The sequence below is a fragment of the Kitasatospora sp. NPDC004272 genome (genome assembly GCF_053603035.1).
On record NZ_JBSGET010000029.1, the window covers coordinates 39,458 to 65,919 of the forward strand.

Annotated in this window: 24 protein-coding genes; 15 read left to right on the forward strand and 9 right to left on the reverse strand. The window is 74.9% G+C overall.

Annotation, left to right across the window (positions count from 1 at the left end; translation table 11 throughout):
- The first annotated feature begins 90 nt into the window (after positions 1-90).
- The 6 genes from ACWEO5_RS12140 to ACWEO5_RS12165 all read left to right on the forward strand — a co-directional run bounded on the left by ACWEO5_RS12140 (position 91) and on the right by ACWEO5_RS12165 (position 9,764).
- Positions 91-3,915 (forward strand): Pls/PosA family non-ribosomal peptide synthetase, encoded by a 3,825-nt coding sequence (locus ACWEO5_RS12140; protein WP_452162312.1) that lies wholly within the window; start codon positions 91-93, stop codon positions 3,913-3,915.
- A gap of 29 nt (positions 3,916-3,944) precedes the next feature.
- A complete protein-coding gene (locus ACWEO5_RS12145) occupies positions 3,945-5,375 on the forward strand; it encodes a M1 family metallopeptidase (RefSeq protein WP_452162313.1) in 1,431 nt (476 codons plus the stop codon).
- A complete protein-coding gene (lpdA, locus tag ACWEO5_RS12150) occupies positions 5,372-6,778 on the forward strand; it encodes a dihydrolipoyl dehydrogenase (RefSeq protein WP_344557465.1) in 1,407 nt (468 codons plus the stop codon). Before ACWEO5_RS12145 ends, lpdA begins: the two co-directional genes overlap by 4 nt.
- 104 nt (positions 6,779-6,882) lie before the next feature.
- Positions 6,883-8,235: a DUF2252 domain-containing protein gene (locus ACWEO5_RS12155; protein ID WP_452162314.1), complete on the forward strand. Its 1,353-nt coding sequence runs from the start codon at positions 6,883-6,885 to the stop codon at positions 8,233-8,235.
- A 134-nt stretch (positions 8,236-8,369) separates the two neighbouring features.
- On the forward strand, positions 8,370-9,530 hold the full coding sequence (locus ACWEO5_RS12160; RefSeq protein ID WP_452162315.1) for a PRC and DUF2382 domain-containing protein: 1,161 nt from the start codon (positions 8,370-8,372) through the stop codon (positions 9,528-9,530).
- Between the two features lie 66 nt (positions 9,531-9,596).
- Entirely contained in the window at positions 9,597-9,764 is a 168-nt protein-coding gene (locus tag ACWEO5_RS12165) for a hypothetical protein (RefSeq protein ID WP_344557472.1), read from the forward strand.
- Positions 9,765-9,784: 20 nt separating this feature from the next.
- On the opposite strand, the gene ACWEO5_RS12170 is transcribed toward ACWEO5_RS12165, so the two are convergent.
- Positions 9,785-10,429: a hypothetical protein gene (locus tag ACWEO5_RS12170; RefSeq protein WP_452162316.1), complete on the reverse strand. Its 645-nt coding sequence runs from the start codon at positions 10,427-10,429 to the stop codon at positions 9,785-9,787.
- 82 nt (positions 10,430-10,511) lie between these two features.
- The gene (locus tag ACWEO5_RS12175; RefSeq protein ID WP_452162317.1) at positions 10,512-13,001 is read right to left on the reverse strand and encodes an ATP-dependent Clp protease ATP-binding subunit; all 2,490 of its coding nucleotides are present in this window, start codon (positions 12,999-13,001) and stop codon (positions 10,512-10,514) included.
- Between the two features lie 244 nt (positions 13,002-13,245).
- Here ACWEO5_RS12175 and ACWEO5_RS12180 point away from each other — a divergent pair, with 244 nt between their 5' ends.
- A complete protein-coding gene (locus ACWEO5_RS12180) occupies positions 13,246-14,181 on the forward strand; it encodes a polysaccharide deacetylase family protein (protein ID WP_452162318.1) in 936 nt (311 codons plus the stop codon).
- A gap of 21 nt (positions 14,182-14,202) precedes the next feature.
- Positions 14,203-15,234: a GNAT family N-acetyltransferase gene (locus ACWEO5_RS12185; protein WP_452162319.1), complete on the forward strand. Its 1,032-nt coding sequence runs from the start codon at positions 14,203-14,205 to the stop codon at positions 15,232-15,234.
- Positions 15,235-15,260: 26 nt separating this feature from the next.
- Here ACWEO5_RS12185 and ACWEO5_RS12190 read toward each other — a convergent pair whose 3' ends face one another.
- Complete coding sequence (locus ACWEO5_RS12190) at positions 15,261-15,680, reverse strand: YchJ family protein (RefSeq protein ID WP_452162320.1); 420 nt, start codon at positions 15,678-15,680, stop codon at positions 15,261-15,263.
- A 115-nt stretch (positions 15,681-15,795) separates the two neighbouring features.
- Here ACWEO5_RS12190 and ACWEO5_RS12195 point away from each other — a divergent pair, with 115 nt between their 5' ends.
- Positions 15,796-16,344 carry a hypothetical protein gene (locus ACWEO5_RS12195; protein ID WP_452162321.1) on the forward strand — a complete coding sequence of 183 codons (549 nt, stop codon included), beginning with the start codon at positions 15,796-15,798 and terminating at the stop codon, positions 16,342-16,344.
- 16 nt (positions 16,345-16,360) lie between these two features.
- Here ACWEO5_RS12195 and ACWEO5_RS12200 read toward each other — a convergent pair whose 3' ends face one another.
- Complete coding sequence (locus tag ACWEO5_RS12200) at positions 16,361-16,753, reverse strand: RNA-binding S4 domain-containing protein (protein ID WP_452162322.1); 393 nt, start codon at positions 16,751-16,753, stop codon at positions 16,361-16,363.
- A gap of 96 nt (positions 16,754-16,849) precedes the next feature.
- On the opposite strand from ACWEO5_RS12200, the gene ACWEO5_RS12205 reads away from it, so the two are divergent.
- On the forward strand, positions 16,850-18,856 hold the full coding sequence (locus ACWEO5_RS12205) for an oxidoreductase (protein WP_452162323.1): 2,007 nt from the start codon (positions 16,850-16,852) through the stop codon (positions 18,854-18,856).
- A gap of 49 nt (positions 18,857-18,905) precedes the next feature.
- Here ACWEO5_RS12205 and ACWEO5_RS12210 read toward each other — a convergent pair whose 3' ends face one another.
- The 3 genes from ACWEO5_RS12210 to ACWEO5_RS12220 all read right to left on the reverse strand — a co-directional run bounded on the left by ACWEO5_RS12210 (position 18,906) and on the right by ACWEO5_RS12220 (position 20,880).
- A complete protein-coding gene (locus tag ACWEO5_RS12210; RefSeq protein ID WP_452162324.1) occupies positions 18,906-19,343 on the reverse strand; it encodes a PH domain-containing protein in 438 nt (145 codons plus the stop codon).
- Complete coding sequence (locus ACWEO5_RS12215; RefSeq protein ID WP_452162325.1) at positions 19,340-19,768, reverse strand: hypothetical protein; 429 nt, start codon at positions 19,766-19,768, stop codon at positions 19,340-19,342. The genes ACWEO5_RS12210 and ACWEO5_RS12215 overlap by 4 nt, the downstream gene beginning before the upstream one ends.
- A gap of 233 nt (positions 19,769-20,001) precedes the next feature.
- Entirely contained in the window at positions 20,002-20,880 is an 879-nt protein-coding gene (locus tag ACWEO5_RS12220) for a S1 family peptidase (RefSeq protein ID WP_452162326.1), read from the reverse strand.
- Positions 20,881-21,154: 274 nt separating this feature from the next.
- Here ACWEO5_RS12220 and ACWEO5_RS12225 point away from each other — a divergent pair, with 274 nt between their 5' ends.
- From ACWEO5_RS12225 to ACWEO5_RS12245, 5 genes are all read left to right on the forward strand, one after another.
- Complete coding sequence (locus ACWEO5_RS12225; RefSeq protein ID WP_452162327.1) at positions 21,155-21,748, forward strand: PadR family transcriptional regulator; 594 nt, start codon at positions 21,155-21,157, stop codon at positions 21,746-21,748.
- 66 nt (positions 21,749-21,814) lie between these two features.
- Complete coding sequence (locus ACWEO5_RS12230; protein WP_344557495.1) at positions 21,815-22,909, forward strand: LLM class flavin-dependent oxidoreductase; 1,095 nt, start codon at positions 21,815-21,817, stop codon at positions 22,907-22,909.
- Positions 22,906-23,532 (forward strand): FMN reductase, encoded by a 627-nt coding sequence (locus ACWEO5_RS12235; RefSeq protein WP_452162328.1) that lies wholly within the window; start codon positions 22,906-22,908, stop codon positions 23,530-23,532. Before ACWEO5_RS12230 ends, ACWEO5_RS12235 begins: the two co-directional genes overlap by 4 nt.
- 18 nt (positions 23,533-23,550) lie before the next feature.
- Entirely contained in the window at positions 23,551-23,862 is a 312-nt protein-coding gene (locus ACWEO5_RS12240) for a GNAT family N-acetyltransferase (RefSeq protein ID WP_452162329.1), read from the forward strand.
- A gap of 97 nt (positions 23,863-23,959) precedes the next feature.
- On the forward strand, positions 23,960-24,769 hold the full coding sequence (locus tag ACWEO5_RS12245) for a DUF1028 domain-containing protein (RefSeq protein ID WP_452162330.1): 810 nt from the start codon (positions 23,960-23,962) through the stop codon (positions 24,767-24,769).
- A 28-nt stretch (positions 24,770-24,797) separates the two neighbouring features.
- Here the strand turns inward: ACWEO5_RS12245 and ACWEO5_RS12250 are convergent, their stop codons facing one another.
- Together ACWEO5_RS12250 and ACWEO5_RS12255 are read right to left on the reverse strand one after the other, a co-directional pair.
- Entirely contained in the window at positions 24,798-25,304 is a 507-nt protein-coding gene (locus ACWEO5_RS12250; protein ID WP_452162331.1) for a hypothetical protein, read from the reverse strand.
- Positions 25,305-25,598: 294 nt separating this feature from the next.
- Positions 25,599-26,462 (reverse strand): PLP-dependent transferase (locus tag ACWEO5_RS12255; RefSeq protein WP_452162332.1); only part of this gene is annotated, 864 nt, incomplete at its 5' end.

Below are 26,462 nucleotides of genomic sequence, written 5' to 3' on the forward strand. Positions count from 1 at the left end.
TAAACTTGCCCAGGTTGTCGCGCTTTCGACGCCTTCGGCTGACCACCTTCGACCGGCCGCCGGGGACCCCAGGACGAGGACCGTGCAGCCATGATCACCGCCCCCGACGCCGCGCTGTTCCGCGCCCAGGCCGCGCCCGCACCGCGCACCCTGGTCGACGTGCTGGCGGCCACCGCCGCCGCGCACCCGCAGGAGCCCGCGCTGGACGACGGGCGCGAGACGCTCCGCTACGCGGAGCTGCTCACCGAGGTCGAGCGGGTGCGGCGGCACCTGGCCAAGGCGGGTGTCGGCCTCGGCGACCGGGTCGGCGTCCGGGTCCCCTCCGGCGGCAACCAGCTGTACGTGGCGATCCTGGCGGTGCTCGCCGCGGGCGCCGCCTACGTGCCGGTCGACTTCGAGGACCCGGACGAGCGGGCCGAGCTGGTCTTCGGCGAGGCCGACGTCAACGCGGTGATCGGCGCCGACTACGCCCTGGACCGGGTCAAGCCGTCCGGCCACGACGCGCACGCGCCCGGCCCCGGGCAGGACGCCTGGATCATCTTCACCTCCGGCTCCACCGGCAAGCCCAAGGGCGTCGCCGTCAGCCACCGCAGCGCCGCCGCGTTCGTCGACGCCGAGGCCGCGATGTTCCTCCGGGACGAGCCGATCGGTCCCGGCGACCGGGTGATGGCCGGGCTGTCGGTGGCCTTCGACGCCTCCTGCGAGGAGATGTGGCTGGCCTGGCGGCACGGCGCCTGCCTGGTGCCCGTCCCGCGCGCCCAGGTCCGCTCCGGCGCCGACCTCGGCCCGTGGCTGGCCGAGCAGGAGATCACCGTCATCTCCACCGTCCCGACGCTGGCCGCGCTCTGGCCCGCCGAGGCGCTGAACGAGGTCCGGCTGCTGATCTTCGGCGGCGAGGCGTGCCCGCCCGAACTCGCCGAACGCCTGGTCACCGAGGGCCGCGAGGTGTGGAACACCTACGGCCCCACCGAGGCCACCGTGGTCGCCTGCGGCGCCCTCATGAGCGGCCGGGCCCCGATCCGGATCGGCCTGCCGCTGGACGGCTGGGAGCTCGCCGTCGTCGACGAGGCCGGCGAGCCCGTCCCGATGGGCGGCAGCGGCCAGCTGGTGATCGGCGGCGTCGGCCTGGCCCGCTACCTCGACCCGGCCAAGGACGCCGAGAAGTACGCCCCGCTGACCTCCCTCGGCTGGGAGCGCGCCTACCGCTCCGGCGACCTGGTGCGCGCCGAACCCGAGGGCCTGGTCTTCCTCGGCCGCGCCGACGAGCAGATCAAGCTCGGCGGACGGCGGATCGAACTGGGCGAGGTGGACGCCGCCCTGCAGGCGCTGCCCGCCGTCTCCGGCGCCGCCGCCGCCGTGCGCACCGCCCGCAGCGGCAACCAGCTGCTGGTCGGCTACCTGGTCGCCCAGGACGGCTTCGACCGGGACGCCGCCGTGGCCCGGCTGCGCGCCGAGCTGCCCGCCGCCCTCGTCCCGCTGCTCGCCACCGTCGAGCACCTGCCCACCCGCACCTCCGGCAAGGTCGACCGGGACGCGCTGCCCTGGCCGCTGCCCGACCTGGAGACCTCCGGCCCCGCCGAGCAGCTGTACGGCACCGAGGCGTGGCTCGCCGAGCAGTGGGAGCGGATCCTCGGCACCCGGGTGCGCGGCGCCGGCGACGACTTCTTCGCGATCGGCGGCGGCTCGCTGGCCGCCGCCCAGCTCACCACCCTGCTGCGCGGCCGCTACCCGGCCGTCTCGGTGCTCGACGTCTACCAGCAGCCCACCCTGCGCAAGCTCGCCCGGCTGCTGGAGAACTCCGCTCAGGCCGGTGGCCCGGCCCGCAGCGTCACCCCGACGCCGCGCCGCGCCCAGGCGCTGCAACTGCTGCTGACGCTGCCGCTGGCCACCCTCACCGGCCTGCGCTGGAGCCTCGCCCTCGGCGTGCTCGGCACCGTGCTGAACCTGCTCGGCGACTACCCGTGGGCCCCCGTCGCGCCCTGGTGGCTGCTGGCCGCCGGCGCCGTCCTGCTGTACTCCGCGCCCGGCCGCCTGGCGCTCGCCGCCGGCGGCGCCCGGCTGCTGCTGCGCGGCGTCGGCCCCGGCACGTACCCGCGCGGCGGCGGCGTCCACCTGCGGCTGTGGACCGCCGAACGGCTCGCCGAGGCCACCGGCGCGGTCGAGCTCTCCGGCTCCTGGCTGATCCGCTACGCCCGGGCGCTCGGCTGCCGGGTCGCCCCCGACGTCGACCTGCACGCGCTGCCCCCGGTCACCGGCCTGCTGCGCCTCGGCAAGGGCTGCGCCGTCGAGAACGAGGTCGACCTGTCCGGCTACTGGCTGGACGGCGACCGGCTGGAGATCGGCGCGCTGCGGATCGGCGCCGGCGCCGTGGTCGGCACCCGCTCGACGCTGCTGCCCGGCGCCAAGGTCGGCAAGCGCGCCGAGGTCGCCCCCGGCTCCGGCGTCGCCGGCGCCGTCCCCACCGGCCAGCGCTGGGCTGGCGCGCCCGCCGCCAAGACCGGCAAGGCCGAACACGGCTGGCCCGAGCAGCGCCCGCCGCGCACCCCCGGCTGGGCCGCCGCCTACGGCGCCACCGGCTTCGCCCTCACCCTGCTGCCGCTGCTCGCCGCGCTGCCCGCCCTGCTGATCGCCGGGCGGTTCGTCCACCCCGGCGACGGCCTCGCCCAGGCCCTGCGCGGCGCCCTGATCGCGCTCGTCCCCGCCACCCTCGCCTACGGGCTGGCCTACGCCGCGCTGGTGCTGGCCGGCGTCCGGCTGCTCTCGCTCGGCCTGCGCACCGGCTACCACCCGCTGCACGGCCGGGTCGGCTGGCAGGCGTGGACGGTCAGCCAGCTGATGGACCTGGCCCGCGAGACGCTGTTCCCGCTGTACGCCGGGCTGATCACCCCGGTGTGGCTGCGGCTGCTGGGCATGCGGGTCGGCAAGGGCGCCGAGGTGTCCACCGTGCTGGCGCTGCCCAGCCTGACCAAGGTCGGCGACGGCGCGTTCCTCGCCGACGACACCCTGATCGCCCCGTACGAGCTCGGCGGCGGCTGGGTGCGGATCGGGCGGGCCGAGATCGGCGAGCGGGCCTTCCTGGGCAACTCCGGGATGACCGCGCCCGGCCGGGCCGTGCCCGACCGGGGCCTGGTCGGGGTGCTGTCCGCGACGCCGAAGAAGGCCAAGCGCGGCAGCTCCTACCTGGGCATGCCGCCGGTCAAGCTGCCCCGGGCCGCCGACACCGCCGACCTCGCCCTCACCTACGAGCCGCCCGCCCGGCTGCGCTGGGCCCGCGGCCTGACCGAACTGGCCCGGATCGTGCCGGTGCTGGCCTCCGCCGCGCTGGCCGTGCTCACCGCCGCCGCGCTGTGCGCGCTCGGGCAGCCGCTGCTGTCGGGTCTCGTGCTGCTGGCCGCGGGCCTGGCCGCCTGCCTGGTCTCGGTCGCCGCCAAGTGGCTGCTGGTCGGCCGGTTCCGGGCGGTCGAGCACCCGCTGTGGTCCGGCTTCGTGTGGCGCAACGAGCTCGCCGACACCTTCACCGAGGTGCTCGCCGTGCCCTGGCTGGTCGGCCGCACCGCCGGCACCCCGCTGATGAACCTGTGGCTGCGCGCGCTCGGCGCGCGGATCGGCCGCGGCGTGTGGTGCGAGAGCTACTGGCTGCCCGAGGCCGACCTGGTCACCCTCGGCGACGGCGTCAGCGTCAACCGCGGCTGCGTGCTGCAGACCCACCTCTTCCACGACCGGATCATGCGACTGGATACTGTGGAGCTCCGCGAGGGCGCCACCCTGGGCCCGGGCGGGATCGTGCTGCCCGGCAGCACCGTCGGCGAGCGCTCCACCCTCGGCCCGGCCTCCCTGGTGATGCGCGCCGAGACGGTGCCCGCCGACACCCGCTGGCTCGGCAACCCGATCGAAGCCTGGCAAGCACCGCAGTGACCGCCCCCGCGCCAGGAGGAACCCCCGCGTTGAGCACCGAGCAGGCCCCCGCCGCCGACCCGTACTTCCCCCGGCACGGGGACCCGCGCTACCGCACCCACCGGTACGAGCTCGCGCTCGACTACCGGCCCGGCCCCAACCGGCTGGCCGCCTCCGCCCGGATCGCCGCCATCGCCGGGCCCGAGCCGCTGCGCGAGTTCACCCTCGACCTGGCCGGCTTCCGGATCGGCAAGGTGCTGGTCGACGGCAAGCCCGCGCAGTACGCCCACCGGGACGGCAAGCTGCGCGTCAAGCCCGCCAAGGCCCCCGCCGCCGGGGCGGTGTTCACCTGCGAGGTGCACTGGTCCGGCAACCCGCGCCCGGTGCGCAGCCCCTGGGGCGGCCTCGGCTTCGAGGAGATCAGCGACGGCGCGCTGGTCGCCTCCCAGCCCACCGGCGCCCCGTCCTGGTTCCCCTGCAACGACCGCCCCGCCGACAAGGCCGCCTACCAGCTGACCGTCACCACCGCGTCCCCGTACGCCGTGGTCACCGGCGGCCGGCTGCTCAGCCGCACCACCCGCTCCTCCGCCACCACCTGGGTGTACGAGCAGCCCGCGCCCACCGCCAGCTACCTGGTCGGGCTGGCGATCGCCCCGCTGCGCCAGGTGCCGCTGACCGAGCGGGCCCCCGGGACGGTGCCGCAGAGCGGCTGGGTGCCGCAGTCGCTGGTGGCCCGGTTCGAGCACGACTTCGCCCGGCAGCCGCAGATGATGCGGCTGTTCGAGGAGCTGTTCGGCCCGTACCCGTTCGACGGGTACACCGTCGCCGTGGTCGACGAGGACCTCGACGTGCCGGTCGAGGCGCAGGGCATGGCCACCTTCGGCCGCAACCACGTCGACGGGCGGCGTGGCTGGGAGCGCCTGGTCGCCCACGAGCTGGCCCACCAGTGGTTCGGCAACAGCGTCACCGTCGCCGACTGGCGGCACATCTGGCTCAACGAGGGCCTGGCCAAGTACGCCGAATGGCTCTGGTCCGAGCGCACCGGCGGCCCCACCGCCCAGCGCAGGGCCGCCGACGCCCACCAGCAGCTGCGCGCGCTGCCGCAGGACCTGGCGATCGGCGACCCCGGCAAGCGGCACATGTTCGACGACCGGGTCTACGAGCGCGGCGGCCTGACCGTGCACGCGCTGCGCTGCGCCCTCGGCGACGCCGAGTTCTTCCGGCTGCTGCGCGACTGGGCCACCGCCTACCGGCACGCCGTGGTCACTACCGCCGACTTCGCCGCGCACGCCGCCCGCTACACCGACCGCCCGCTCGGCCCGCTGTTCGACGCCTGGCTGCACCGGGGCGCGCTGCCCGCGCTGCCGACGCCCACCGCCCCGCCCGAGCTCTCGGGAGCGGCCGCGGAGCCCCGGCCTGGTGTACTGGGAGGCATGGGCCGCGAGGCCGTCCGTCGCTTCCTGAAGGATCGAGGAACATGAGCACGCACTACGACGTGGTCGTCCTGGGCGCCGGCCCCGGCGGCTACACCGCCGCCGTCCGCTCGGCCCAGCTCGGCCTGCGCACCGCCGTGATCGAGGCCAAGTACTGGGGCGGCGTCTGCCTCAACGTCGGCTGCATCCCCTCGAAGGCCCTGCTGCGCAACGCCGAGCTCGCGCACACCGTCCTGAACGAGGCCGAGCTGTACGGCATCGAGGTCGACGGCAAGGTGTCCTTCGACTACGGCAAGGCGTTCAGCCGCTCCCGGCAGGTCGCCGACGGCCGGGTCAAGGGCGTCCACTACCTGATGAAGAAGAACGGCATCACCGAGTACGACGGCCGGGGCACCTTCGTCGACGACCACACCCTGCAGGTCGCGCTGAACGGCGGCGGCTTCGAGGTGGTCACCTTCGACCACTGCATCGTCGCGGCCGGCGCCACCACCCGGCTGCTGCCCGGCACCTCGCTCAGCGAACGGGTCGTCACCTACGAGGAGCAGATCCTCACCGAGCGGCTGCCGGAGTCGATCGTCATCGCGGGCGCCGGCGCGATCGGCGTCGAGTTCGCGTACGTGCTGCACAACTACGGCGTCAAGGTCACCATCGTCGAGTTCCTGGACCGGATGGTGCCGCTGGAGGACGCCGACGTCTCCGCCGAACTCGCCAAGCAGTACCGCAAGTTGGGCATCCAGGTGCTCACCTCCACCCGGGTCGACGCGATCGACGACTCCGACCCGGCGGGGCCGGTGAAGGTCACCGTCACCCGGGACGGCAAGCAGGAGGTGCTGGAGGCCGACAAGGTCCTGCAGGCGATCGGCTTCGCGCCGCGGGTCCAGGGCTACGGCCTGGAGGTCACCGGCGTGCAGCTCACCGAGCGCGGCGCGATCGCGGTGGACGGGCGCGGCCGCACCAGCGTCGAGCACATCTTCGCGATCGGCGACGTCACCGCGAAGCTGATGCTCGCGCACGCCGCCGAGGCGATGGCCGTGATCGCCGCCGAGACCATCGCCGGGGCCGAGACCATGGAGATCGACTTCGTGATGGTCCCGCGCGCCACCTACTGCCAGCCGCAGGTCGCCAGCTTCGGCTACACCGAGGCGCAGGCCCGGGAGCAGGGGTACGCGGTCAAGGTCGCCAAGTTCCCGTTCACCGCGAACGGCAAGGCGCACGGCCTCGGGCACCCGGTCGGCTTCGTCAAGGTGATCAGCGACGAGACCCACGGCGAACTGCTCGGCGCCCACCTGATCGGCCCCGAGGTCACCGAGCTGCTGCCGGAACTGACGCTGGCCCAGCAGTGGGACCTGACGGTGCACGAGGTCGGCCGCAACGTGCACGCCCACCCGACGCTGGGCGAGGCCGTCAAGGAGGCCGTCCACGGCCTCGCCGGTCACATGATCAACATGTAGCGCCGCCGTTCGGGTGAGCGCGCGCCGCCCCGCCGCCTCCCGCCGGTACGGGAGCGCGCCGGGGCGGTACGTCTTGGGGCCCCGACGCCGTGAGGAGCCCTCCGATGGACGCCACCGCCCCCTACCTGACGGTCGACGAGCGCGCCGAGGCCGGCCGAGCCGCCCGCAAACGCGCCCCCCGCTCCACCACCGGGCGCTGGCAGCCCGCCGTCGACCGCGCCGACCCGCTCGCGGTGCTGCGCGCCCAGGCGGAGAGCCGCCTCCCGGACCTGGTGCCGATCCGCAACGGCCGGATGGCCGCCTCCCCGTTCGCCTTCCTGCGCGGTGCCGCCGCCGTGATGGCCGCGGACCTGGCCACCGCCCCCGACAGCGGCCTGACCGTCCAGCTCTGCGGCGACGCCCACCTGGTCAACTTCGGGCTGTTCGCCTCGCCCGAACGCGCCCTGCTGTTCGACCTCAACGACTTCGACGAGACCCTGCCCGGCCCGTTCGAGTGGGACGTCCAGCGCCTCGCCGCCAGTCTCGTCGTCGCGGCCCGGGAGAACGGCGAGGGCCCCGAGGAGGTCCACCGGGTGGTGCTGGGGGCCGTCCGCGCCTACCGCGAGCACATCCGGGAGCTCGCCGCGCTCGGCGAACTCCCGGTCTGGTACCGGCGGATCGACGCCGACGACCTGCTCACCAGCCTCAAGGGCAGGCCCCGGCGGCAGACCGAGGCCGGCCTCGCCGCCGCCCGCCGCCGCGACAGCCTGCAGGCCGCCGGCAAGCTCACCGAGACCACCGCGAGCGGCCGCCGCCGCTTCAAGGACCAGCCCCCGCTGATCGAGCACGTCGGCTTCGACGCCGACGAGGTGCGCTCGCTGCTCGCCGACTACCGGGCCACCCTCTCCGAGGAGCGCGGCCGGCTGCTCGACCGCTACCGGTACGTCGACACCGCCCGCAAGGTGGTCGGGGTCGGCAGTGTCGGCACCCGCTGCTTCGTCGTCCTGCTCCAGGGCCGGGACGCCGACGACCCGCTGGTCCTCCAGGTCAAGGAGGCCGAGGCGTCCGTCCTGGAGCCCTACGCCGGGCCCAGCCGGTACGCCCACCACGGGCAGCGGGTGGTCGCCGGGCAGCGGCTCACCCAGGCCGCGAGCGACATCTTCCTCGGCTGGATGACCGGCCCCGCCGGGCGCCACTTCTACTGGCGCCAGCTGCGCGACATGAAGGGCTCCGCCGAGGTCGGCCAGATGACCACCCGCGGCCTGCGCGCCTACGCCGCCCTGTGCGGCACCGCGCTGGCCCGGGCGCACGCCCGCTCCGGCGACCGGATCGCGATCGCCGCCTACCTGGGCCGCAGCGACACCTTCGACCGCGCCGTCGCCACCTTCGCCCACCACTACGCCAAACTCAACACCGCCGACCACGCCCGGCTCGCCGAGGCCGTCGCCTCCGGCGAGGTGGAGGCCGAGAACGCCTGAGGGTTCTTCTGCGCACGCCGGTCGCGCCCCCGGTTTGGCATATGCCGATCCGGGGGCGCGGCGCGCGGCGGTGTTTCGTTTCGCCGCAGCGGGCCACGCGTGCCAGTGCTGGAATGTGAAGGAGGCGTGTGCAAATGATCACCGAGCAACAGATGCGTTCCATGCTGCACCAGCCCGTCCACGACGCCCAGGGCAACAAGATCGGCAAGGCCGATCACCTCTACCTCGACGACTCCACCGGCAAGCCCGAGTGGGTCAGCGTCAAGACCGGCTGGTTCGGCTCCAGCGAGTCCTTCGTCCCGATCCGGGACGCGCACGTGGTCGACGGCCACCTCCAGGTCCCCTACGAGAAGGAGAAGGTCAAGGACGCGCCGAACGTGGACGTGGACAACGGCGGCCACCTCTCCGAGCAGGAGGAGCGCCGGCTGTACCGCCACTACGGCATCGCCTGGGACGACGCCTGGAAGGCGGCCAACGAACCGGGCGAGGGCGGCTGGGCCCACGCGGGCGGCAAGGGCGACGGCGGGACCGGGACCGCCGGTGCGGCGGGGACCGCCGGAGCCGCGGGCGCGGCCGGGGCGGCCGGCGCGGCGGCGGCCAAGCCCACGACGGCCAAGCCCACGACGGCCAAGCCCACGGCGGCCAAGCCCACGACGGCCCGTCCCACCGCGGCCGGCACCGGACCCGCCGACACCCGGCTGACCGGCACCCCGGCCACCCCCGGCGCTGCCGGTTCCGCTGCCGGCGGCACCGCGGCCGCCGGAACCGCCGGCCTGTCCGGGGCCCCCACCGCGGCCGGCGTCACGGCGGCGTCCACCCGGCCCGGGACCCCGCGCCACGCCGCCGGGGACACCGGTCGGCCGGAGCGGGGCGACGACGCGATGACCCGCTCGGAGGAGCGGATGCACGTCGGCATCGAACGGTACGAGACCGGGCACGCCCGGCTGCGCAAGTACGTCGTCACCGAGGAGGAGCAGCAGACCGTGCCGGTGCGGCACGAGGAGGTCCGGATCGAGCGCGAGCCGATCACCGAGGCCAACCGGGGCGAGGCGCTGTCCGGCGACCCCATCTCGGAGGCCGAGTACGACGTCACCCTGCACGGCGAGCGCCCGGTGGTGCGCACCGAGGCCGTCCCGGTGGAGCGGGTGCGGCTGGTGACCGAGGAGCACGTCGAGCAGCGGACCGTCACCGGCGAGGTGCGCAAGGAGCGCATCGAGGCCGAACTGCCCGACGGCGAGCACAAGCTGCCGCCGACCACCGGCAAGGACACCCCCGGCCAGGGGCGTCACCGCTGACCCGCTCCCGCGGGGCCCGGCTCCCGGGCCGGGCCCCGCGGGCGGAACGGACCGAGGGAGGCCGACATGGCGTGGCTGCTGCTCGTCGTCCTGATCGCCGTGGTGTGCGGCTTCGTCGGGGTGCTGGCGAAGGGCCTGCTGTGGCTGCTGGTCATCGGCGCGGTGCTGTTCGTCGGCGCCCTGCTGGTGGCCGGCATGCGCATGGGCCGCAGCAGGCACTCCGCGCCCCGCTGACCGGGCCCTGAGCGCCCGGATCAGCTCCGCAGCACGGAGCGCCCCGCCGCGAGGTGGTCGTACAGCCGGTCGCCGTGGACGCCCGGGGCGTCGAAGCAGCTGTCCGGCTCCTGCTCCCCGTCGGCGAGCAGGACCCCGGGGACGAGGACCTCGGCGGCGGGCGGGGCGGCCACCTCGTGGCCGAGTTCGGCCAGTGCGTACGGCGGGGCCAGGACGGGGCCGGTCAGGGTGCCGCCGACCAGGTCGGGGAAGAAGCCGGCGGAGAGCACGGTCACTCCGGCGGCCAGGTCGCCGCCGATCATCACCAGCTTGTCGGTCAGGTGGCCGACGAACGCGCCGACCCGGACGCTCCCGCGCACCAGCAGCTTGGCGTCGCCCTCCAGGTGGACGGCGGACGCGGTCAGGTCGCCGAGCACGACCAGGGCCGGGCAGCCGTCGTCCGCGTTGAGCACCGCGCCCTCGACCGTCAGGTCGCCGTCGACGACCAGCCCGGTGCCGTGCAGGTCCAGCGCGTCCAGGTCGAGCGGGCCGGGGACGGTCAGCGCGCCGGTGTGCACGTCGTAGCTCTCGTCGTAGAGGTTCTCGTAGCTGGAGACGGGCAGGGCGCGGGAGTCGAAGAGTGCGACGCATGCGTCCCAACTCGTGGGCGCGGCAGTGATGTTCATGACCCGTAGGGTGCCATGCGGCACTGTCGGCGGATGCGTCGGAGCCCCGGCGGGGGTGCGCCGGGGCTCCGGGGCGGGGCGGTCAGGACGGCTGGGGGCGGCCGATCGAGCAGATCAGCTCGCCGTCCCGCGCGTCCGCGACGATGGTGTCGCCGGGGCGCAGGTCGCCGCCGAGCAGCATGGTGGCGAGGCGGTTGTCGAGCTGGGTCTGGATGGTGCGGCGCAGCGGGCGGGCGCCGAACTCGGGCTGGTGGCCCTTGTCGACCAGCCAGTCCTTGGCGGCGGCGGTGACCTCCAGCTCCATCCCCTGGGCCTTCACCCGGCGTTCGGAGCCGGCCAGCATCAGGTCGACGATCCGCAGCAGGTCGTCGGCGTCCAGCGCGTCGAAGACGATGATGTCGTCGATCCGGTTGAGGAACTCGGGCAGGAAGCGCCCGCGCAGCTCCTCCATCAGCCGGTCGCGGATCTCGTCGGTCTCGCCCTTGTGGGCCAGGATCAGCTGCGAGCCGATGTTGGAGGTCATGATCACCACGGTGTTGCGGAAGTCGACGGTGCGGCCCTGCGCGTCGGTCAGCCGCCCGTCGTCGAGGACCTGAAGCAGGGCGTTGAAGACGTCCGGGTGGGCCTTCTCGACCTCGTCGAACAGCAGCACGCTGTACGGGCGGCGGCGGACCGCCTCGGTGAGCTGCCCGGCCTCGTCGTAGCCGACGTACCCGGGCGGGGCGCCGACCAGGCGGGAGACGGTGTGCTTCTCCTGGAACTCGCTCATGTCGAAGCGGACCAGCCGGTCCTCGTCCCCGAAGATCAACTCGGCCAGGGCCTTGGCGAGTTCGGTCTTGCCGACGCCGGTCGGGCCGAGGAACAGGAACGAGCCGACCGGCCGGTTCGGGTCGGCCATCCCGGCCCGGCTGCGGCGCACCGCCTCGGAGACCGCGACCACCGCCCGGTCCTGGCCGATCACCCGGGCGTGCAGCTCGTCCTCCAGCTTGAGCAGCCGGGCCTTCTCGTCCTCGGTGAGCTGGGAGACCGGGATGCCGGTCTGCCGGGAGAGCACGTCGGCGATGTCGTCGACGGTCACCGAGACCACGCCCTCGCGGCGCTCCTCGACCTCGGCGGTCCGCGCCTGGAGGTCGGCGATCCGGGCCTTCAGTTCGGAGGCGCGGGAGAAGTCCTCGGCGGCCACCGCCTCGTCCTTCTCGCGGCGCAGCTTGGCCAGCTCGTCCTCGCGGTCGATCACCTCGGTGGAGCGGCCCAGGCCGCGCAGCCGGACCCGCGCGCCGGCCTGGTCGATCAGGTCGATCGCCTTGTCGGGCAGGAAGCGGTCGGAGACGTACCGGTCGGAGAGGTCGGCGGCGGCGCGCAGCGCCTCGTCGGTGAAGCGGACCTGGTGGTGGGCCTCGTAGGAGTCGCGCAGGCCCTCCAGGATCTGCACGGTCTCCTCGACCGAGGGCTCCGGGACCAGCACCGGCTGGAAGCGGCGCTCCAGCGCCGGGTCCTTCTCGATGTGCTTGCGGTACTCGTCGATGGTGGTGGCGCCGATGACGTGCAGTTCGCCGCGGGCCAGCGCGGGCTTGAGCATGTTGCCCGCGTCCATCGCGCCCTCGCCGCCGGCGCCCGCGCCGACCACGGTGTGCAGTTCGTCGATGAACAGCACGGTGGAGTCGGCGGCCCCGCGGACCTCGTCGATGACGTTCTTCAGCCGCTCCTCGAACTCGCCGCGGTACTTGGAGCCCGCGACCAGCCCGGACAGGTCCAGCGAGACCACCCGGCGGTCCTTCAGGGTGGACGGCACGTCGCCGGAGACGATCCGCTGGGCCAGGCCCTCGACGATGGCGGTCTTGCCGACGCCGGGCTCGCCGATCAGCACCGGGTTGTTCTTGGCACGGCGGGAGAGGATCTCGACGGTCTGCTCGATCTCCTCGGCCCGGCCGACCACCGGGTCCAGCCGGCCGAGCTTGGCCTCCTCGGTGAGGTCGCGGCCGTACTCGTCCAGGGTCGGCGTCGTGCTCTCCGCCCCGGCCGGCGGGCGCTCGCCGCGGGCTGCGGCCTCGGCGCCGCCGCGCAGCCGGGAGGCGTCGGCGCCCCGGGCGTCCAGCAGCTTGCCGACCGCCGAGTCCCGGTCGTCCAGCAGCGCGGCCAGGATGTGCTCGGGTCCGATGTAGGAGACCCCGGCGGCCTGCGAGCGGGCGTGCGCGCCGATCAGCACCCGCTTGGCGGCGGGGGTCAGGCCCGGGTCCACCGAGGGGTCGGCGGAGCCGGCCGGCAGGCTGCGCTCCAGGGCGGCGGCCAGCTCGTCCGGATCGGCACCGGCCCGGGCGAGCAGGCCGCGCGACGGCTCGACCCGGGTGGCGGCCCACAGCAGGTGCGGGGTGTCCAGGTCGGCGCTGCCGTCCTCCTGGGCGCGCAGTTCGGCGCGGGCGATCAGGTCGCGGGCGGACTCGGTCAGCAGCCGCCCGATCGGGACCCGCTGGACGGCGGGCGGGGAGGCGGCCGGGTTGAGGCCGAAGAAGCGGTTGAGCAGGTCCGAGAAGGCGTCGTCGGAGCCGAAAGAGCCGAAGCCGGGCACGGTCATCGCGGAGGCACTCCCATGGGCGGGCGGGCAGCGGTCCCCCCGAACTATGCCAACGGGTGATACCGGTCGCTAAGCGGATGATCCGGACAGGTGGCGGGGCGCGCACCCGGCCGGTTCCCAGCCGGCTTCCAGGAACTTGGGACAGGCATTACCAGTTCATGGGACTCTGATGACCTTGACTCCAGCGGACACCCCGGGCCGACCGCCCGGGGCGCCCGCGCGCACCACCCGAGGGGGACGGGCCATGCCGATCGCGGACCGCGCCGCCGGACGCCGGGGCATCGACGCGCTGCTGCGCCGCTCCCCGCTGCAGCCCGTCTTCCGGGCCCGCGCCGCCCGCCGGCTCGCCGTGCTCGCCTACCACGGCATCGACGACCCGGCGGCCTTCCGCGCCCAGATGGAACGCCTGGCCCGCACCGCCCGCCCGGTCGGCCCGGAGGAGGTCGCCCGGGCCGCCGAGCACCGCCGCCCGCTGCCCGCCCGCAGCGTCCTGGTCACCTTCGACGACGGCGACCGCAGCGTGCTCACCGAGGCGCTGCCCGTCCTCGTCCGGCTCGGCATCCCCGCCGCCGCCTACGTGATCACCGACCTGATCGACGGCGACCAGCCGTACTGGTGGAGCGAGGCCGCCCATCTGCTCGCCCGCGGCGGCGGCCGCGCCGCGGCCCTGCACGGCCTCGACCCGGCCGCCGCCGTCCGCCGGCTCAAGACCCTCCCCGACGCCCAACGGCAAGCGGTCATCGCCGAGTTGCGCGCCACCGCGAAACACCAGGCCCCCAGGCGGCGCCAGTTGAGCCGGGCGGAACTGCACACCCTGGCCGACGCCGGAGTGGCGATCGGCAACCACACCGCCTCCCACCCCTGCCTCGACCGCTGCGACGACGCCGAAATCGACGCCCAACTCGTCGGCGCGCACGACCGGTTGACGCACTGGATGGGCCGCCCGCCGACCAGCTTCGCCTACCCCAACGGCAACTACGACCCGCGCGCCGACCGGGTGCTGCGCACCCTCGGATACCGTACGGGGTTCCTGTTCGACCACCGGCACGCCGAACTGGCCCCGGCGCACCGGCTGCGGATCAGCCGGCTGCGGGTCAACTCGCACACCGGACGGGACCGCTTCGACACCATCCTGTCCGGACTGCACCCGGCCGTGCACCGGCTGCGCGGCGGCCGCTGAGCACACCGAGGAGGGGGAGCAGTGCCGGAGATCCACCGCACGCCCGAACTGGACGGCGAACTCGTGCACGACTGGCGCGAGTTGGTCGACCAGGACCCGGACGGATCCTGGTTCGCCGGGCCGGACTGGGTGCTCGCCTGGTGGCGCACCCTGGGCGCCGGACAACCGGGCGAGGTCGCGGTGTGGCGCGGAGCGGACGGCCGGGCCGAGGCGGTGCTGCCGCTCGCCGCCGTCCGGCTGCGGGCGCACCGCAGGCTGCCCGTCGAGGTGCCCGCGCTCACCCTGCTCGGCACCGGGCCGGGCGCCGCCGACCACTGCGGCCCCGCCGTCCGCCCGCACCGGCGCGCCGAGGTCGCCGCGTGGCTGGCCGAACGCTCCCGCCGCACCACCCTGTGGCTGCCCGGACTGGACGCCGCGCACGACGACCTGCTGCCGCCCGGCGCCCGGCCGGTCGACCGCTCGGCCTGCCCGCGCGCCGACCTCGCCGACGGCCCCGACCGGCTCGGCTCCCGGGACTTCCGGGCCGCCAACCGGCGCGCCCACCGCCGTCTCGCCGCCGCCGGGGTCAGCTTCCACTGGCTGCCGCCCGGCACCGCCGAGCCCGGGCTGCTGGACGACCTGCTGCGCCTGCACCGGCTGCGCCGGCAGGCCGTCGCGGGCGGGGCCAGCAGCTTCGCCGCCGACCGGCTGCCGCTGCACCGGCAGCTGCTCCGGGGCGCCGCGCCCGGCCGCGGCCCGGCCTTCCAGATCGCCCGGCACCGCGACGAACTCGTCGGCGTGCTCTACGGCTTCCGCTGGGCCGACCGGTTCGCCTACTACCAGACCGGCTGGGACCCGCGCTGGGCCGCCGAGTCGCTGGGCACCGCGCTGGTCGACGCGGCGATCCGCAACTGCGCCGCCGAGGGCGTGCGGACCTTCGACTTCCTGCGCGGCCGGGAACCGTACAAGTACCGGTTCGGCGCGGTCGACCGGACCGACACCGGCTGGCTGCTGCCGCACGGCCCCGGCGGGGCGCTGCTCGCGCTCAAGCACCACCTGCGGAAGGCGGGCTGACGGGGATCGGGTGGCGTCGGGCGGCCTCAGGCCCGGACGTCGCCGTCCAGGTAGACCCACTCGCCCCGGTGCCGGACGAAGCGGCTGTGCTCGTGCAGCGCGTCGGCCCGGCCGCCCTCCAGGTAGTGGGCGCGGAACTCGACGCTGCCCTCGGTGTGGAACGGGCCGCCCTCGGTGGCGCCCAGGATCTCCAGGCGCTCCCAGCGCAGCGAGGGGTCGAAGTCGACCGAGGCGGGCCGGGTGTCCGGGTGCCAGGAGCGCAGCAGGTACGGCTCGTCGCGGACCGCGAAGGCGCTGAACCGGGAGCGCATCAACTGCTCGGCGCTGCTCGCCGCGGCCTCGCCGCGGTGCAGGCGGCCGCAGCACTCGGCGTACCGGGCGGGCCGGCCGCAGGGGCAATCGGTGGGCGCGGCGGGGGCGGGGGCGGGGGTGCGTCGGCGGGCCATGTGGTCCATTATCGCGCGGCCCGCGACCCGGTTCCGAGGCGCGGCGGCCGACTCCGGACCGCCCCGGCGCGGCGCGGGCATGCCCCGTGGCGTCCCGGGCAGGATGGCGGGTGTCGTGCCCCGGTACGGCACCCGGGAGGACGACGTCGGCGAGGCGAAGGGAACCGCGATGAGCGACCACCACCACAACGTGCTGCTGCTCGGCTTCGATGACCAGGCGCGCTGCCGCCAGGCGTACGAGGAGGCGATGCACCTGCCCGGCGCCCGGCAGGTCGCGGTGCTGGAGCGCGACGCCGAGGGCATCGTCGACGTCCCGGAGAGCCACATCCGCGGCGCGGGCGTCCCCACCGTCGGCTCCGGCCTGGTCGGCGGCCTGGTCGGGCTGCTCGGCGGCCCGATCGGCGTGCTGCTGGGGTTCGCCGCGGGCGCGGCGATCGGCAACGCCGCGGAGCAGGCCGAGATCACCGACGGCGGAGCGGGCCTGATCGTGCTCTCCTCGCGGGTGGACAGCGGCAAGGCACTGCTGGTGGTCGACCTGGTCGAGGAGGAGAACGCACCCGCCGACGAGCTGGCCGCGAAGTACGGCGCCCCGGTGGAGCGGATCTCCGCCGAGCGGTTCGCCGAGCAGGTGCAGGCCGCCAAGGAGCAGGCCGAGCAGGGCTGAGCACCGGCCGGGCGGCTCAGAAGTACGGGCGGTAGCCGTCCTTGAGCCGGTCGAGGTCGCGCCGCTCGCGCTTGGTGGGCCGCCCGGCGCCGCGGTCGCGCTGGGCGACCGCCGCCGGGCGCTCCTCGCGCGGCGGCGGCGGGGGGCTGTGGTCGACGTAGCAGGTCTCGGCGACCGGGGCGCCGACCCGCTTGGCGATCGGCCGCACCACCTGGACGACCCGCTCCCGGCCCTCGATCCGCACCCGCACGTCGTCACCCGGCTTGACGTGCTGCGCGGGCTTCGCGGTGGCCCCGTTCACCTTCACGTGCCCGGCCCGGCAGGCCGCGCCCGCCGCCGAGCGGGTCTTGATCAGCCGGACCGCCCAGATCCAGCTGTCGATCCTCGCGCTCGCCTCGTCCGCACTCATGGCACGACTCTAGTCGGGCCGCTCTTTGTGCAACTAGTTGCACGGTCGGTCCGCCGCGTCCTACCGTTGGGTAACAAATCCCGACCGGAGGCGTCGATGACCGCTGCGTACCCCCACCTGCTGGCCCCGCTGGACCTGGGGTTCACCACCCTGCCGAACCGGGTGGTGATGGGCTCCATGCACGTCGGGCTGGAGGAGGCCGAGCACGGCTTCGAGCGGATGGCCGCCTTCTACGCGGAGCGCGCCCGCGGCGGCGTCGGCCTGATCGTCACCGGCGGCATCGCCCCCAACGAGGCCGGGCGGCCCTGGGCGGGCGGCGCCAAGCTCACCACCGAGCAGGAGGCCGCCGAGCACCGCGCGATCACCGACGCCGTGCACGCCGCGGGCGGGAAGATCGCCCTGCAGATCCTGCACTTCGGCCGGTACGCGTACCACGAGGACCTGGTCGCCCCGTCCGCGCTGCAGGCTCCGATCAGCCCGTACGTCCCGCACGAGCTGACCGCCGAGCAGGTCGAGCAGACGATCGAGGACTTCGCCCGCTGCGCCGCACTCGCCCGCTCCGCCGGGTACGACGGCGTCGAGGTGATGGGCTCCGAGGGCTACCTGATCAACGAGTTCACCGCCGCGCGGACCAACCACCGCACCGACGAGTGGGGCGGCGGCTACGAGAACCGGATGCGCTTCCCGGTCGAGATCGTCCGGCGGGTGCGCGAGCGGGTCGGACCGGACTTCATCCTGGTCTACCGGCTCTCCATGCTCGACCTCGTCCCCGGCGGGTCCACCTTCGAGGAGGTGGTCCGGCTCGCCCGCGAGGTCGAGGCCGCCGGGGCCACCGTCATCAACACCGGCATCGGCTGGCACGAGGCCCGGATCCCCACCATCGCCACCTCGGTGCCGCGCGGCGCCTACGCCTGGGTCACCAGGAAGCTGATGGGGCGGGTCGGCGTCCCGCTGATCACCACCAACCGGATCAACACCCCCGAGCTGGCCGAGGAACTGCTCGCCACCGGGCACGCCGACCTGGTCTCGCTGGCCCGGCCGATGCTCGCCGACCCCGCCTTCGTGAACAAGGCCGCCGCGGGCACCCCCGAGGCCATCAACACCTGCATCGGCTGCAACCAGGCCTGCCTGGACCACACCTTCAGCGCGAAGATCACCTCCTGCCTGGTCAACCCGCGCGCCTGCCACGAGACCGAACTCGTCCTCGCCCCCACCCGCCGCGCCAAGCGGATCGCCGTGGTCGGCGCCGGACCGGCCGGACTCGCCTTCGCCACCGCCGCCGCCGACCGCGGCCACCGGGTCACCCTGTTCGACGCCGCGGAGGAGGTCGGCGGCCAGCTGAACGTCGCCCGGCGGGTGCCCGGCAAGCAGGAGTTCGACGAAACGCTGCGCTACTACCGGCACGAACTCGCCCGCACCGGCGTCGAGTTGCGCCTCGGCGCGGTCGTCGGCCCGGAGCAGCTGACCGGCTGGGACGAAGTGGTGCTGGCCACCGGCGTCACCCCGCGCACCCCCGCCATCGACGGCGTCGACCACCCCAGCGTGCTCGGCTACCTGGACGTGCTGCAGGGCCGCGCGAAGGCCGGCGCGAAGGTCGCGGTGATCGGCGCGGGCGGCATCGGCTTCGACGTCGCCGAGTACCTCACCGACCCGGGCGCGGACGCCCCCGACTTCCTCGCCCGGTGGGGCGTCGACCGCTCGTACGCCGGCCCCGGCGGCCTGGCCGCCCCCGAGCGGCCCGCGAGCCCGCGCCAGGTCTTCCTGCTCCAGCGCAAGACCGGCAAGGTCGGCGCCGGACTCGGCAAGACCACCGGCTGGATCCACCGCACCGAACTGCGCCACCGCGGCGTGGTGAGCGTCCCCGGCGTCGAGTACCGGCGGATCGACGACGCGGGCCTGCACGTCACCGTGGACGGCGAGGAGCGGCTGCTGCCCGTCGACACCGTGGTGCTCTGCGCGGGCCAGGAACCCCGCCGCGACCTGCTCGACGCCCTGCGCGAGCGCGGCGTCGAACCCCACCTGATCGGCGGCGCGGACGTGGCCGCCGAGCTCGACGCCAAGCGCGCCATCGACCAGGGCACCCGGCTGGCCGCCGCGCTCTGACCGGCACGTGCTCTGACCGGCGCGTGCCGGGGCCGGCACGCGCCGGTGCTCACCGGTCGGCCGCGGGGGAGGGGGCCGCCGTGCGGTGGGCGGCGAGGGCGGCCTCCAGCGCGGCCAGCGCCCGGGCGGTGTAGCCGTCGACCCGGTACGAGGGCCCGCGCTGGACGGCCCAGCAGGTGACGGTGCCACCGTCCAGCAGGTCGATGTCCAGGATCCGGACCAGGGTGAAGCCCGCGATCCGCTCCCAGGGCACCGTCCTGGTGGACAGCAGGTTGCGGACCACGATCCCCTCCGGGGTCGGGATCACCGCCAGCCGGACCATCCGGACGGCGTAGAGCAGGGCGACCAGGCCGATCCCGCCCTGGCCGAACACCTGCTCGGCGCCCTGTTTCCCGGGCGCGTCGAACAGCAGCACGGCGCCCAGCGCACCGAGCAGCACGCCCAGCACGGGGTACGACGGGTTCACGTACTTCTTCGGGCGCGTCACGGCGTCCTCCGGGGCTGCTCGGGTCGTACGGGCGGCTCGGGCCGGTGCTCCGGGAGCGGGGTGGCGCGCATCCGGCGGCGGTAGCGGTAGAGCCAGACCGGGTCGAACCGGCTGCGCGTGACCGCGTCGCCCTCCAGCAGCGGCGGCAGGCCCCGTTCGGCCCGGGCGGCCTGGTCCCGCTGGGCGTCGAAGCCCTGGAGGGAGGTGAGCCAGGCCGCGCCGAAGACCAGGGCGAAGCCGGTGATCCCGCGGGCGGGCGGGTGCAGGGCGGCGACCGTCCCCGCCACCGCCAGGCAGCCGACGACCAGCGGCAGCAGGAGGCCGGGGGACAGCCGGCGGCGCAGCCGGGTGAGCGGGCAGACCGCGACGGCGGCGGCCACCGACAGCACGGTCAGCGCCCGCCAGGCGGACTCGGCGCCGCTCACCGGGCGCCCGTCGGGGGCGCGTCCGGGCGGCCGGGCAGCACCGGGAGGGGGCCGGTGAACTGCGGCGACGGGCTCTCGTGCTTCTTCACGGCCACCTGCGGGTTCGGGAGCGGGGGTGGAGTGAAGGAATCGTACAGAGCGGCCCCGCGGGCCGGGCCGCGGGTGCCGGGCGCGGACGCGCGGACGCGCGGACGCCCACCGGGGCCGGGGGCTCCGGTGGGCGGCGGCGGTGCTCAATAGATCGAGACCCCGTACGCGGAGAGGGCCTCGGTGACCGGTTGGAAGAAGGTGGTGCCGCCGCTGGTGCAGTCGCCGCTGCCGCCGGAGGTCAGGCCCAGCGCCTTGCTGCCGTCGTACAGCGGGCCGCCGGAGTCGCCGCCCTCGGCGCAGACGTTGGTCTGGATCAGGCCGCTGACGGTGCCGCCGTCGGAGTAGCGGACGGTGGCGTTCAGCGCGGTGACCTTGCCGCTGTGGGTGCCGGTGGTCGAGCCGGTGCGCTTGACGGCCTCGCCGACGTACGCGTTCGCGGCGGTGAAGCCGCCCGGGTGGCTGAGCGAGGTGTTGGTGTAGCGGACCAGGGCGTAGTCGTTGCCGGGGAAGCTGGACCCGGCGGTGGTGCCGGCCACCGTGGTCTGGCCGGAGTTGGTGTACCAGGTGCTCGCGATGTTGCCGCAGTGCCCGGCAGTCAGGAAGTAGTACGTGCTGCCCTTGACCACGTTGAAGCCCAGCGAGCAGCGGTAGCCACCGCCGTAGATCGCGGCGCCCGCGGACAGCTTCGGGCTGAAGGTGCCGGCGGCGCGCTCGACCTTCAGTCGGGCGGAGTCCGTCCCGGCGGCCGCGGTGAGGCGGGCCAGCGCGGCGGGGGTGACGGTGCTGTCGGCGGTCACCACGACCTTCCCGGAGGCCGGGTCGGTGTGCCAGGCGATGCCGTTGACGCCGCTGAGCTCGACCGAGTCGCTGACCCGGGCCAGGGCGGCGGTGGCGTCCGGCGCCGCGGTGGCGGCCCCGGCGGCGGGCACCGCGAGGGCGGTCGCCGCGGCGAGGGCGGCGGCGACGGCGAGCAGGCGGCCGCCGGTGCGGCGCGGGCGGGAGGTGGTGCGCGTGGTCCTCACAGATCTCCTCCTGGGGGAGTGGGAGAGGCCCTGGGGTAGGGGCCGTGAGGCGCGGGCAGGGGAGGTCGGCACCGGCTCGTGGCCCGGCGCTTGATCTGACCCTGACAGGCGCTACCCGGGAGTATGCGGACGCCCGGCGCGACCGCGCAAGACCCCGTAAGCGCTTTCCCGTCCGACCGGTCGGTCGGCAACGCCGTTTCGCGGCAGCCCTCCTGAGCCGACGTCACGGTTCGGCGCACCCGCCGGTGCCCGGCCTGCCCGTACGATCTGCCGCATGTCACTGCCGCACGCGATCCTCACCGCCCTGCTGGAGAAGCCGTCCTCGGGGCTGGAGTTGACCCGGCGGTTCGACCGGTCGATCGGGTTCTTCTGGTCGGCCACCCACCAGCAGATCTACCGCGAGCTGGGACGGCTGGAGGGCGCCGGCCTGGTCCGGGCGTCCGGGCCGGGGGCGGGGCGCGGGCAGCGCAAGGAGTACGAGGTGCTGCCGGACGGGCGGGCCGAGCTGGCCCGCTGGACCGCCCTGCCGCAGGACCCGAAGCCGGTCCGAGACCCGCTGCTGCTGCGCCTGCGGGCGGCGGCCGTGCTGGGGCTGGACGGGCTGGCGGAGGAGCTGGCCCGGCACCGCGAGCTGCACCGGGCGCAGCTGGCGGAGTACCTGGAGATCGAGCGGCGGGACTTCCCGCCGGACGCGGCGGCCGGGGAGAGCCGGCTGCAGCACCTGGTGCTGCGCGGCGGCATCCAGCTGGAGTCGTTCTGGCTGGCCTGGCTGGACGAGGCGCTGGGGGAGAGCGGGCCGGTGGGGGAGGTGGGGCCGGCGGGGGAGGCGGGGGAGGCGGGGGAGGCGGTGCGGGAGGTGCGGGAATAGGGGCGGGTGGCGTGCCGTTGTCGCGAGTGGTTGAATGTTGAATCAACCTCGAAGGAGTTGAGAGCGGTGCAGTTCGGCATCTTCAGCGTCGGCGACGTGACCACCGACCCCACCACCGGGCGGACCCCCACCGAGCACGAGCGGATCAAGGCCATGGTGGCCATCGCGCTCAAGGCGGAGGAGGTCGGACTCGACGTGTTCGCCACCGGCGAGCACCACAACCCGCCGTTCGTCCCGTCCTCGCCGACCACCATGCTCGGCTACGTCGCGGCCCGCACCGAGAAGCTGATCCTCTCCACCTCCACCACGTTGATCACCACCAACGACCCGGTGAAGATCGCCGAGGACTTCGCGATGCTCCAGCACCTCGCCGAGGGCCGGGTCGACGTGATGATGGGCCGCGGCAACACCGGCCCGGTCTACCCCTGGTTCGGCAAGGACATCCGCCAGGGCATCCCGCTCGCGGTCGAGAACTACGCGCTGCTGCACCAGCTGTGGCGCGAGGAGAACGTCGACTGGCAGGGCCGCTTCCGCACCCCCCTGCAGTCCTTCACCTCCACCCCGCGCCCGCTCGACGGAACGCCGCCGTTCGTCTGGCACGGCTCCATCCGCAGCCCCGAGATCGCCGAACAGGCCGCCTACTACGGCGACGGCTTCTTCGCGAACAACATCTTCTGGCCCAAGGAGCACTTCCAGAAGCTGATCAACCTCTACCGGGAGCGCTACGCCCACTACGGCCACGGCACCCCCGAGCAGGCGGTCGTCGGCCTCGGCGGGCAGGTCTTCATGCGGAAGAACTCGCAGGACGCCGTCCGCGAGTTCCGCCCGTACTTCGACAACGCCCCCGTCTACGGCCACGGCCCCTCGCTGGAGGAGTTCACCGAGCAGACCCCGCTCACCGTCGGCAGCCCGCAGGAGGTCATCGAGAAGACCCTCGCCTTCCGCGAGACCTTCGGCGACTACCAGCGCCAGCTGTTCCTGATGGACCACGCCGGGCTCCCGCTCAAGACCGTCCTCGAACAGCTCGACCTGCTCGGCGAGGAGGTCGTCCCCGTGCTGCGCGCCGAGTTCGCGAAGAACCGGCCGGCCGGGGTGCCCGACGGGCCCACCCACGCCGCGCGCGTCGCGGCCGCCCGGGCGGAGGAGGTGGCGGCGAAGTGAGCGCCCTCAAGCTCGTCGTGGTGACGGCCGGGCTCAGCGTCCCGTCCTCCACCCGGCTGCTCGCCGACCGGCTCGCCGAGGCCGCCGCCCGCGACCTGCGCGAGGCCGGGCGGGAGGCGGACGTCCGGACCGTCGAACTGCGCGAACTCGCCCGGGACGTCGCCGACAACCTGGTCACCGGCTTCCCGCCGCCCGCGCTGGCCGACGCCGTCCGGGCGGTGGAGGAGGCGGACGGGATCATCGCGGTCACGCCGATCTTCTCCGCGTCCTACAGCGGCCTGTTCAAGTCCTTCGTCGACGTGCTCGACCGGGACGCGCTGACCGGGAAGCCCGTGCTGATCGCGGCCACCGGCGGCACCGCCCGGCACAGCCTCGCCCTCGAACACGCCGTGCGGCCGCTGTTCGCCTACCTGCGGGCCGTGGTCCTCCCCACCGCGGTGTTCGCCGCCTCCGAGGACTGGGGCGCCGACGGCGCCGACGGCTCGCTCGCCGGACGGATCGCCCGCGCGGCCGGCGAACTCGCCGAGAGCCTCGCCGGCCGGCCCGCCGCGGCTCCCCGTGCCCGGGCGGCCGAGCAGGTCGTCCCCTTCGCCCAGCAACTCGCGGCGCTGCGCGCCCACTGACACCCAGGAGGTACGGCCATGGAACCCCAGGTCCGTGACAACACCGAGCAGTCCCGCTTCGAGATCAGCACCGACGCCGGTCAGGCCGGCTTCGCCGAGTACCAACTCCGCGACGGGGGAAGCACGGTGGCGTTCGTGCACACCGTCATCGACCCCGCCTTCGAGGGGCAGGGCCTCGGCGGCAAGCTGGCCCGCGCCGCGCTGGACACCGTCCGCGAGCGCGGCGCGAGCGTCCTGCCGTACTGCCCGTTCATCCGCGGCTGGATCGCCAAGCACCCGGAGTACGTGGACCTGGTGCCGGTGGACAAGCGCGCCAAGTTCGACCTCTGAGACCCGCCGCCTTCGCCTTCCGGCGGTTCTTGCCGGGGTTTGCCGGGTGCGTTCGGGGCGTGGACGAACCGCCCGGCGAGGGCTATCGTCGCTGGTCGTGACCTTCTCCATCGTGGCCCGTCAGGGCACCGCGCTCGGTGTCGCCGTGGCGAGCAAGTTCCTGTCGGTCGGTGCGCTGGTGCCCGCGGCCGAGGTCGGTGTCGGTGCGCTCGCGACGCAGGCGTGGGCCAATGTCGCGTACCGGCCGCAGGGGTTGGCGATGCTGCGCAGCGGTGTCGGGCCGGCCGGGGCGCTGGCGGCGCTGCTGGCGGCGGACGAGGGGCGGGCGCACCGGCAGCTGGGGGTGGTCGGGGCGGACGGGGCCGCGGTGACGCACACCGGGGAGGAGTGCCTGCCCTGGGCGGGCGGGCTGGCCGGGGACGGCTACGCGGTGCAGGGGAACGTCCTGGCCGGGCCCGAGGTGGTCCGGGACATGGCGGCGGTCTGGCTGGCCTCCGCCGAACTGCCGTTCGCGGACCGGCTGGTGGCCGCGCTCGCGGCGGGTGACGCGGCGGGCGGGGACGCCCGGGGGCGGCAGAGCGCCGCGCTGTACGTGGTCGACCCGGGGCGGGGGGTCGGCGGCTGGGGGGACACCGCGTACGACCTGCGGGTGGACGACCACGCCGATCCGGTGGCCGAGTTGCGCCGGCTGCTGGCCGTCCACGAGGTGCTGCACGGGGTGTCGGACCCGGCGGAGCTGCTTCCGCTGGAGGGCGAACTCGCGGCAGAGGTAGCGGAGTTGCTGGGCGCTCTCGGGTACGACTCGCTGGACCGCTGGGCGGGCCTGGAGAACCTGGAGGGCCGCCTCGCCGAGGGCCGGATCGATCCGGTGGTGCTGGCGCACCTGCGGACGGCCGCCGGGGCGTGACGGCCGTCCGCAGGTGGTGGCGCGACGGTCAGGCGACCACGAAGTAGAACGTCTCGTTCTCCCCGCCGTTCGCGTTGACCTGGGCGTTGACCGTTCCGCCGGGGCCGGTCGCGGTGGTGACGCCGCTGCCGGTGACCAGGCGCAGGTAGGTGCCGGGGAAGCCGACCGACTCGAACGAGGCGGTGCCGGTGGTCTGCGGCAGGACCCGGTACTTCTCGTACGGGCCGATGCCGAACTGGGCGTTGACGACGCCGCCACCGGCCATGGTGGCGGGGACGCCGGTGCCGTCCAGCCGCAGGAACACGTTCGGGAAGGCCGTCGACTCGAAGGCGAACGAGCCGTCGGTCTGCGGGCGGACCTTGAACGTGGTCAAGGGGCCGAGGCCGTACTGGGCGTTGACCGTTCCGCCGCCCCCGTTGGTGGAGGTGGTGACCCCGGTGCCGTCCAGTCGCACGAAGATGTTGTGGAAGAACGCCGACTGGATGGCGACCGGCACGTCGCCGAGCTTCACGAGGTCCGCTGCTGTCAAGGGCATGCTGAGGATTCCCCACTTCCGTCTGGTCGCTGCGCGGAGCCGGTCGGGTTCGGCACTCCGCGTGGCCGTGCGGCTACACCCTGTCCGGCGCCGGCCGCCGGGCGGTACCGGGCCGATCTCCGTATTGACCACCGGGCCCCGGTTCCGACCTGGGGGGACCGGTCCGTTCCGGGAGCGTGTCCCAAACCGGACGACCCCCCTCCGTCCGGGCTTCGTACGAGGAGGTCTCGTACCGCCGTCCGGTTGACGGTGGACGGACGAGGGGAGGGGTTCCGGTCGCCCCCCGGCGGGGGTTCAGCGGGCCAGCGCCGCGGCCAGGTCGGCGATCAGGTCGTCCGGGTCCTCCAGGCCGACGGACAGCCGCAGCAGCGCCGGGGACGGCCGGTGGGCGGCGGCGACCGGGCGGTGGGTGAGCGAGGCGGGGTGCTGGACCAGGGTGTCGACGCCGCCGAGCGAGACGGCGTGGGTGATCAGCTCGCAGCGCTCGGCGACCGCCGCGGCGTGCGCGAACCCGCCCGCGACCTCGAAGGCCAGCACGCTGCCCCCGCCCAGCAGCTGGCGGCCGAGCAGCGGCGAACCGGACCGGCCCGGGTAGTGCACGGCGGTGACCTCGGGCCGCCCGGCCAGCCAGTCGGCGATCCGGAAGGCGGTGGCGGAGGCGGCGCGCACCCGCAGCGGGAGGGTCTGCAGGCCGCGGTGCAGCAGGTAGCCGGCCAGCGGGTGCAGCACCGCGCCGGTGACGGCCCGGACCCGGCGCAGCCGCTCCGCCCAGTCGGGGGTGCAGGCGACCGCCCCGGCGAGCACGTCGCCGTGGCCGCCGATCGCCTTGGTCGCGGAGTGCAGCACCAGGGTGGCGCCGAACGCCGCGGGCCGCTGCAGCACCGGGGTGGCGAAGGTGTTGTCGACCAGCAGCGGCACACCGCCGCAGCGTTCGGCGAGCGCCGCCAGGTCGAGCAGGTCCAGGGTGGGGTTCCCCGGGGTCTCGACCAGGACCAGCCCGGTGTCGGGGCGCAGCGCCGCGGCGATGGTGCCGGGGGCGGCCCAGGTCACCTCGGTGCCGAGCAGGCCGGGGATCAGACCGTCGCCCTCGTCCCGCAGCAGCTCGCGGACCTGCTCCAGGGACGCCTCGGCGTCCGGCAGGATCAGGTCCGACGGCTC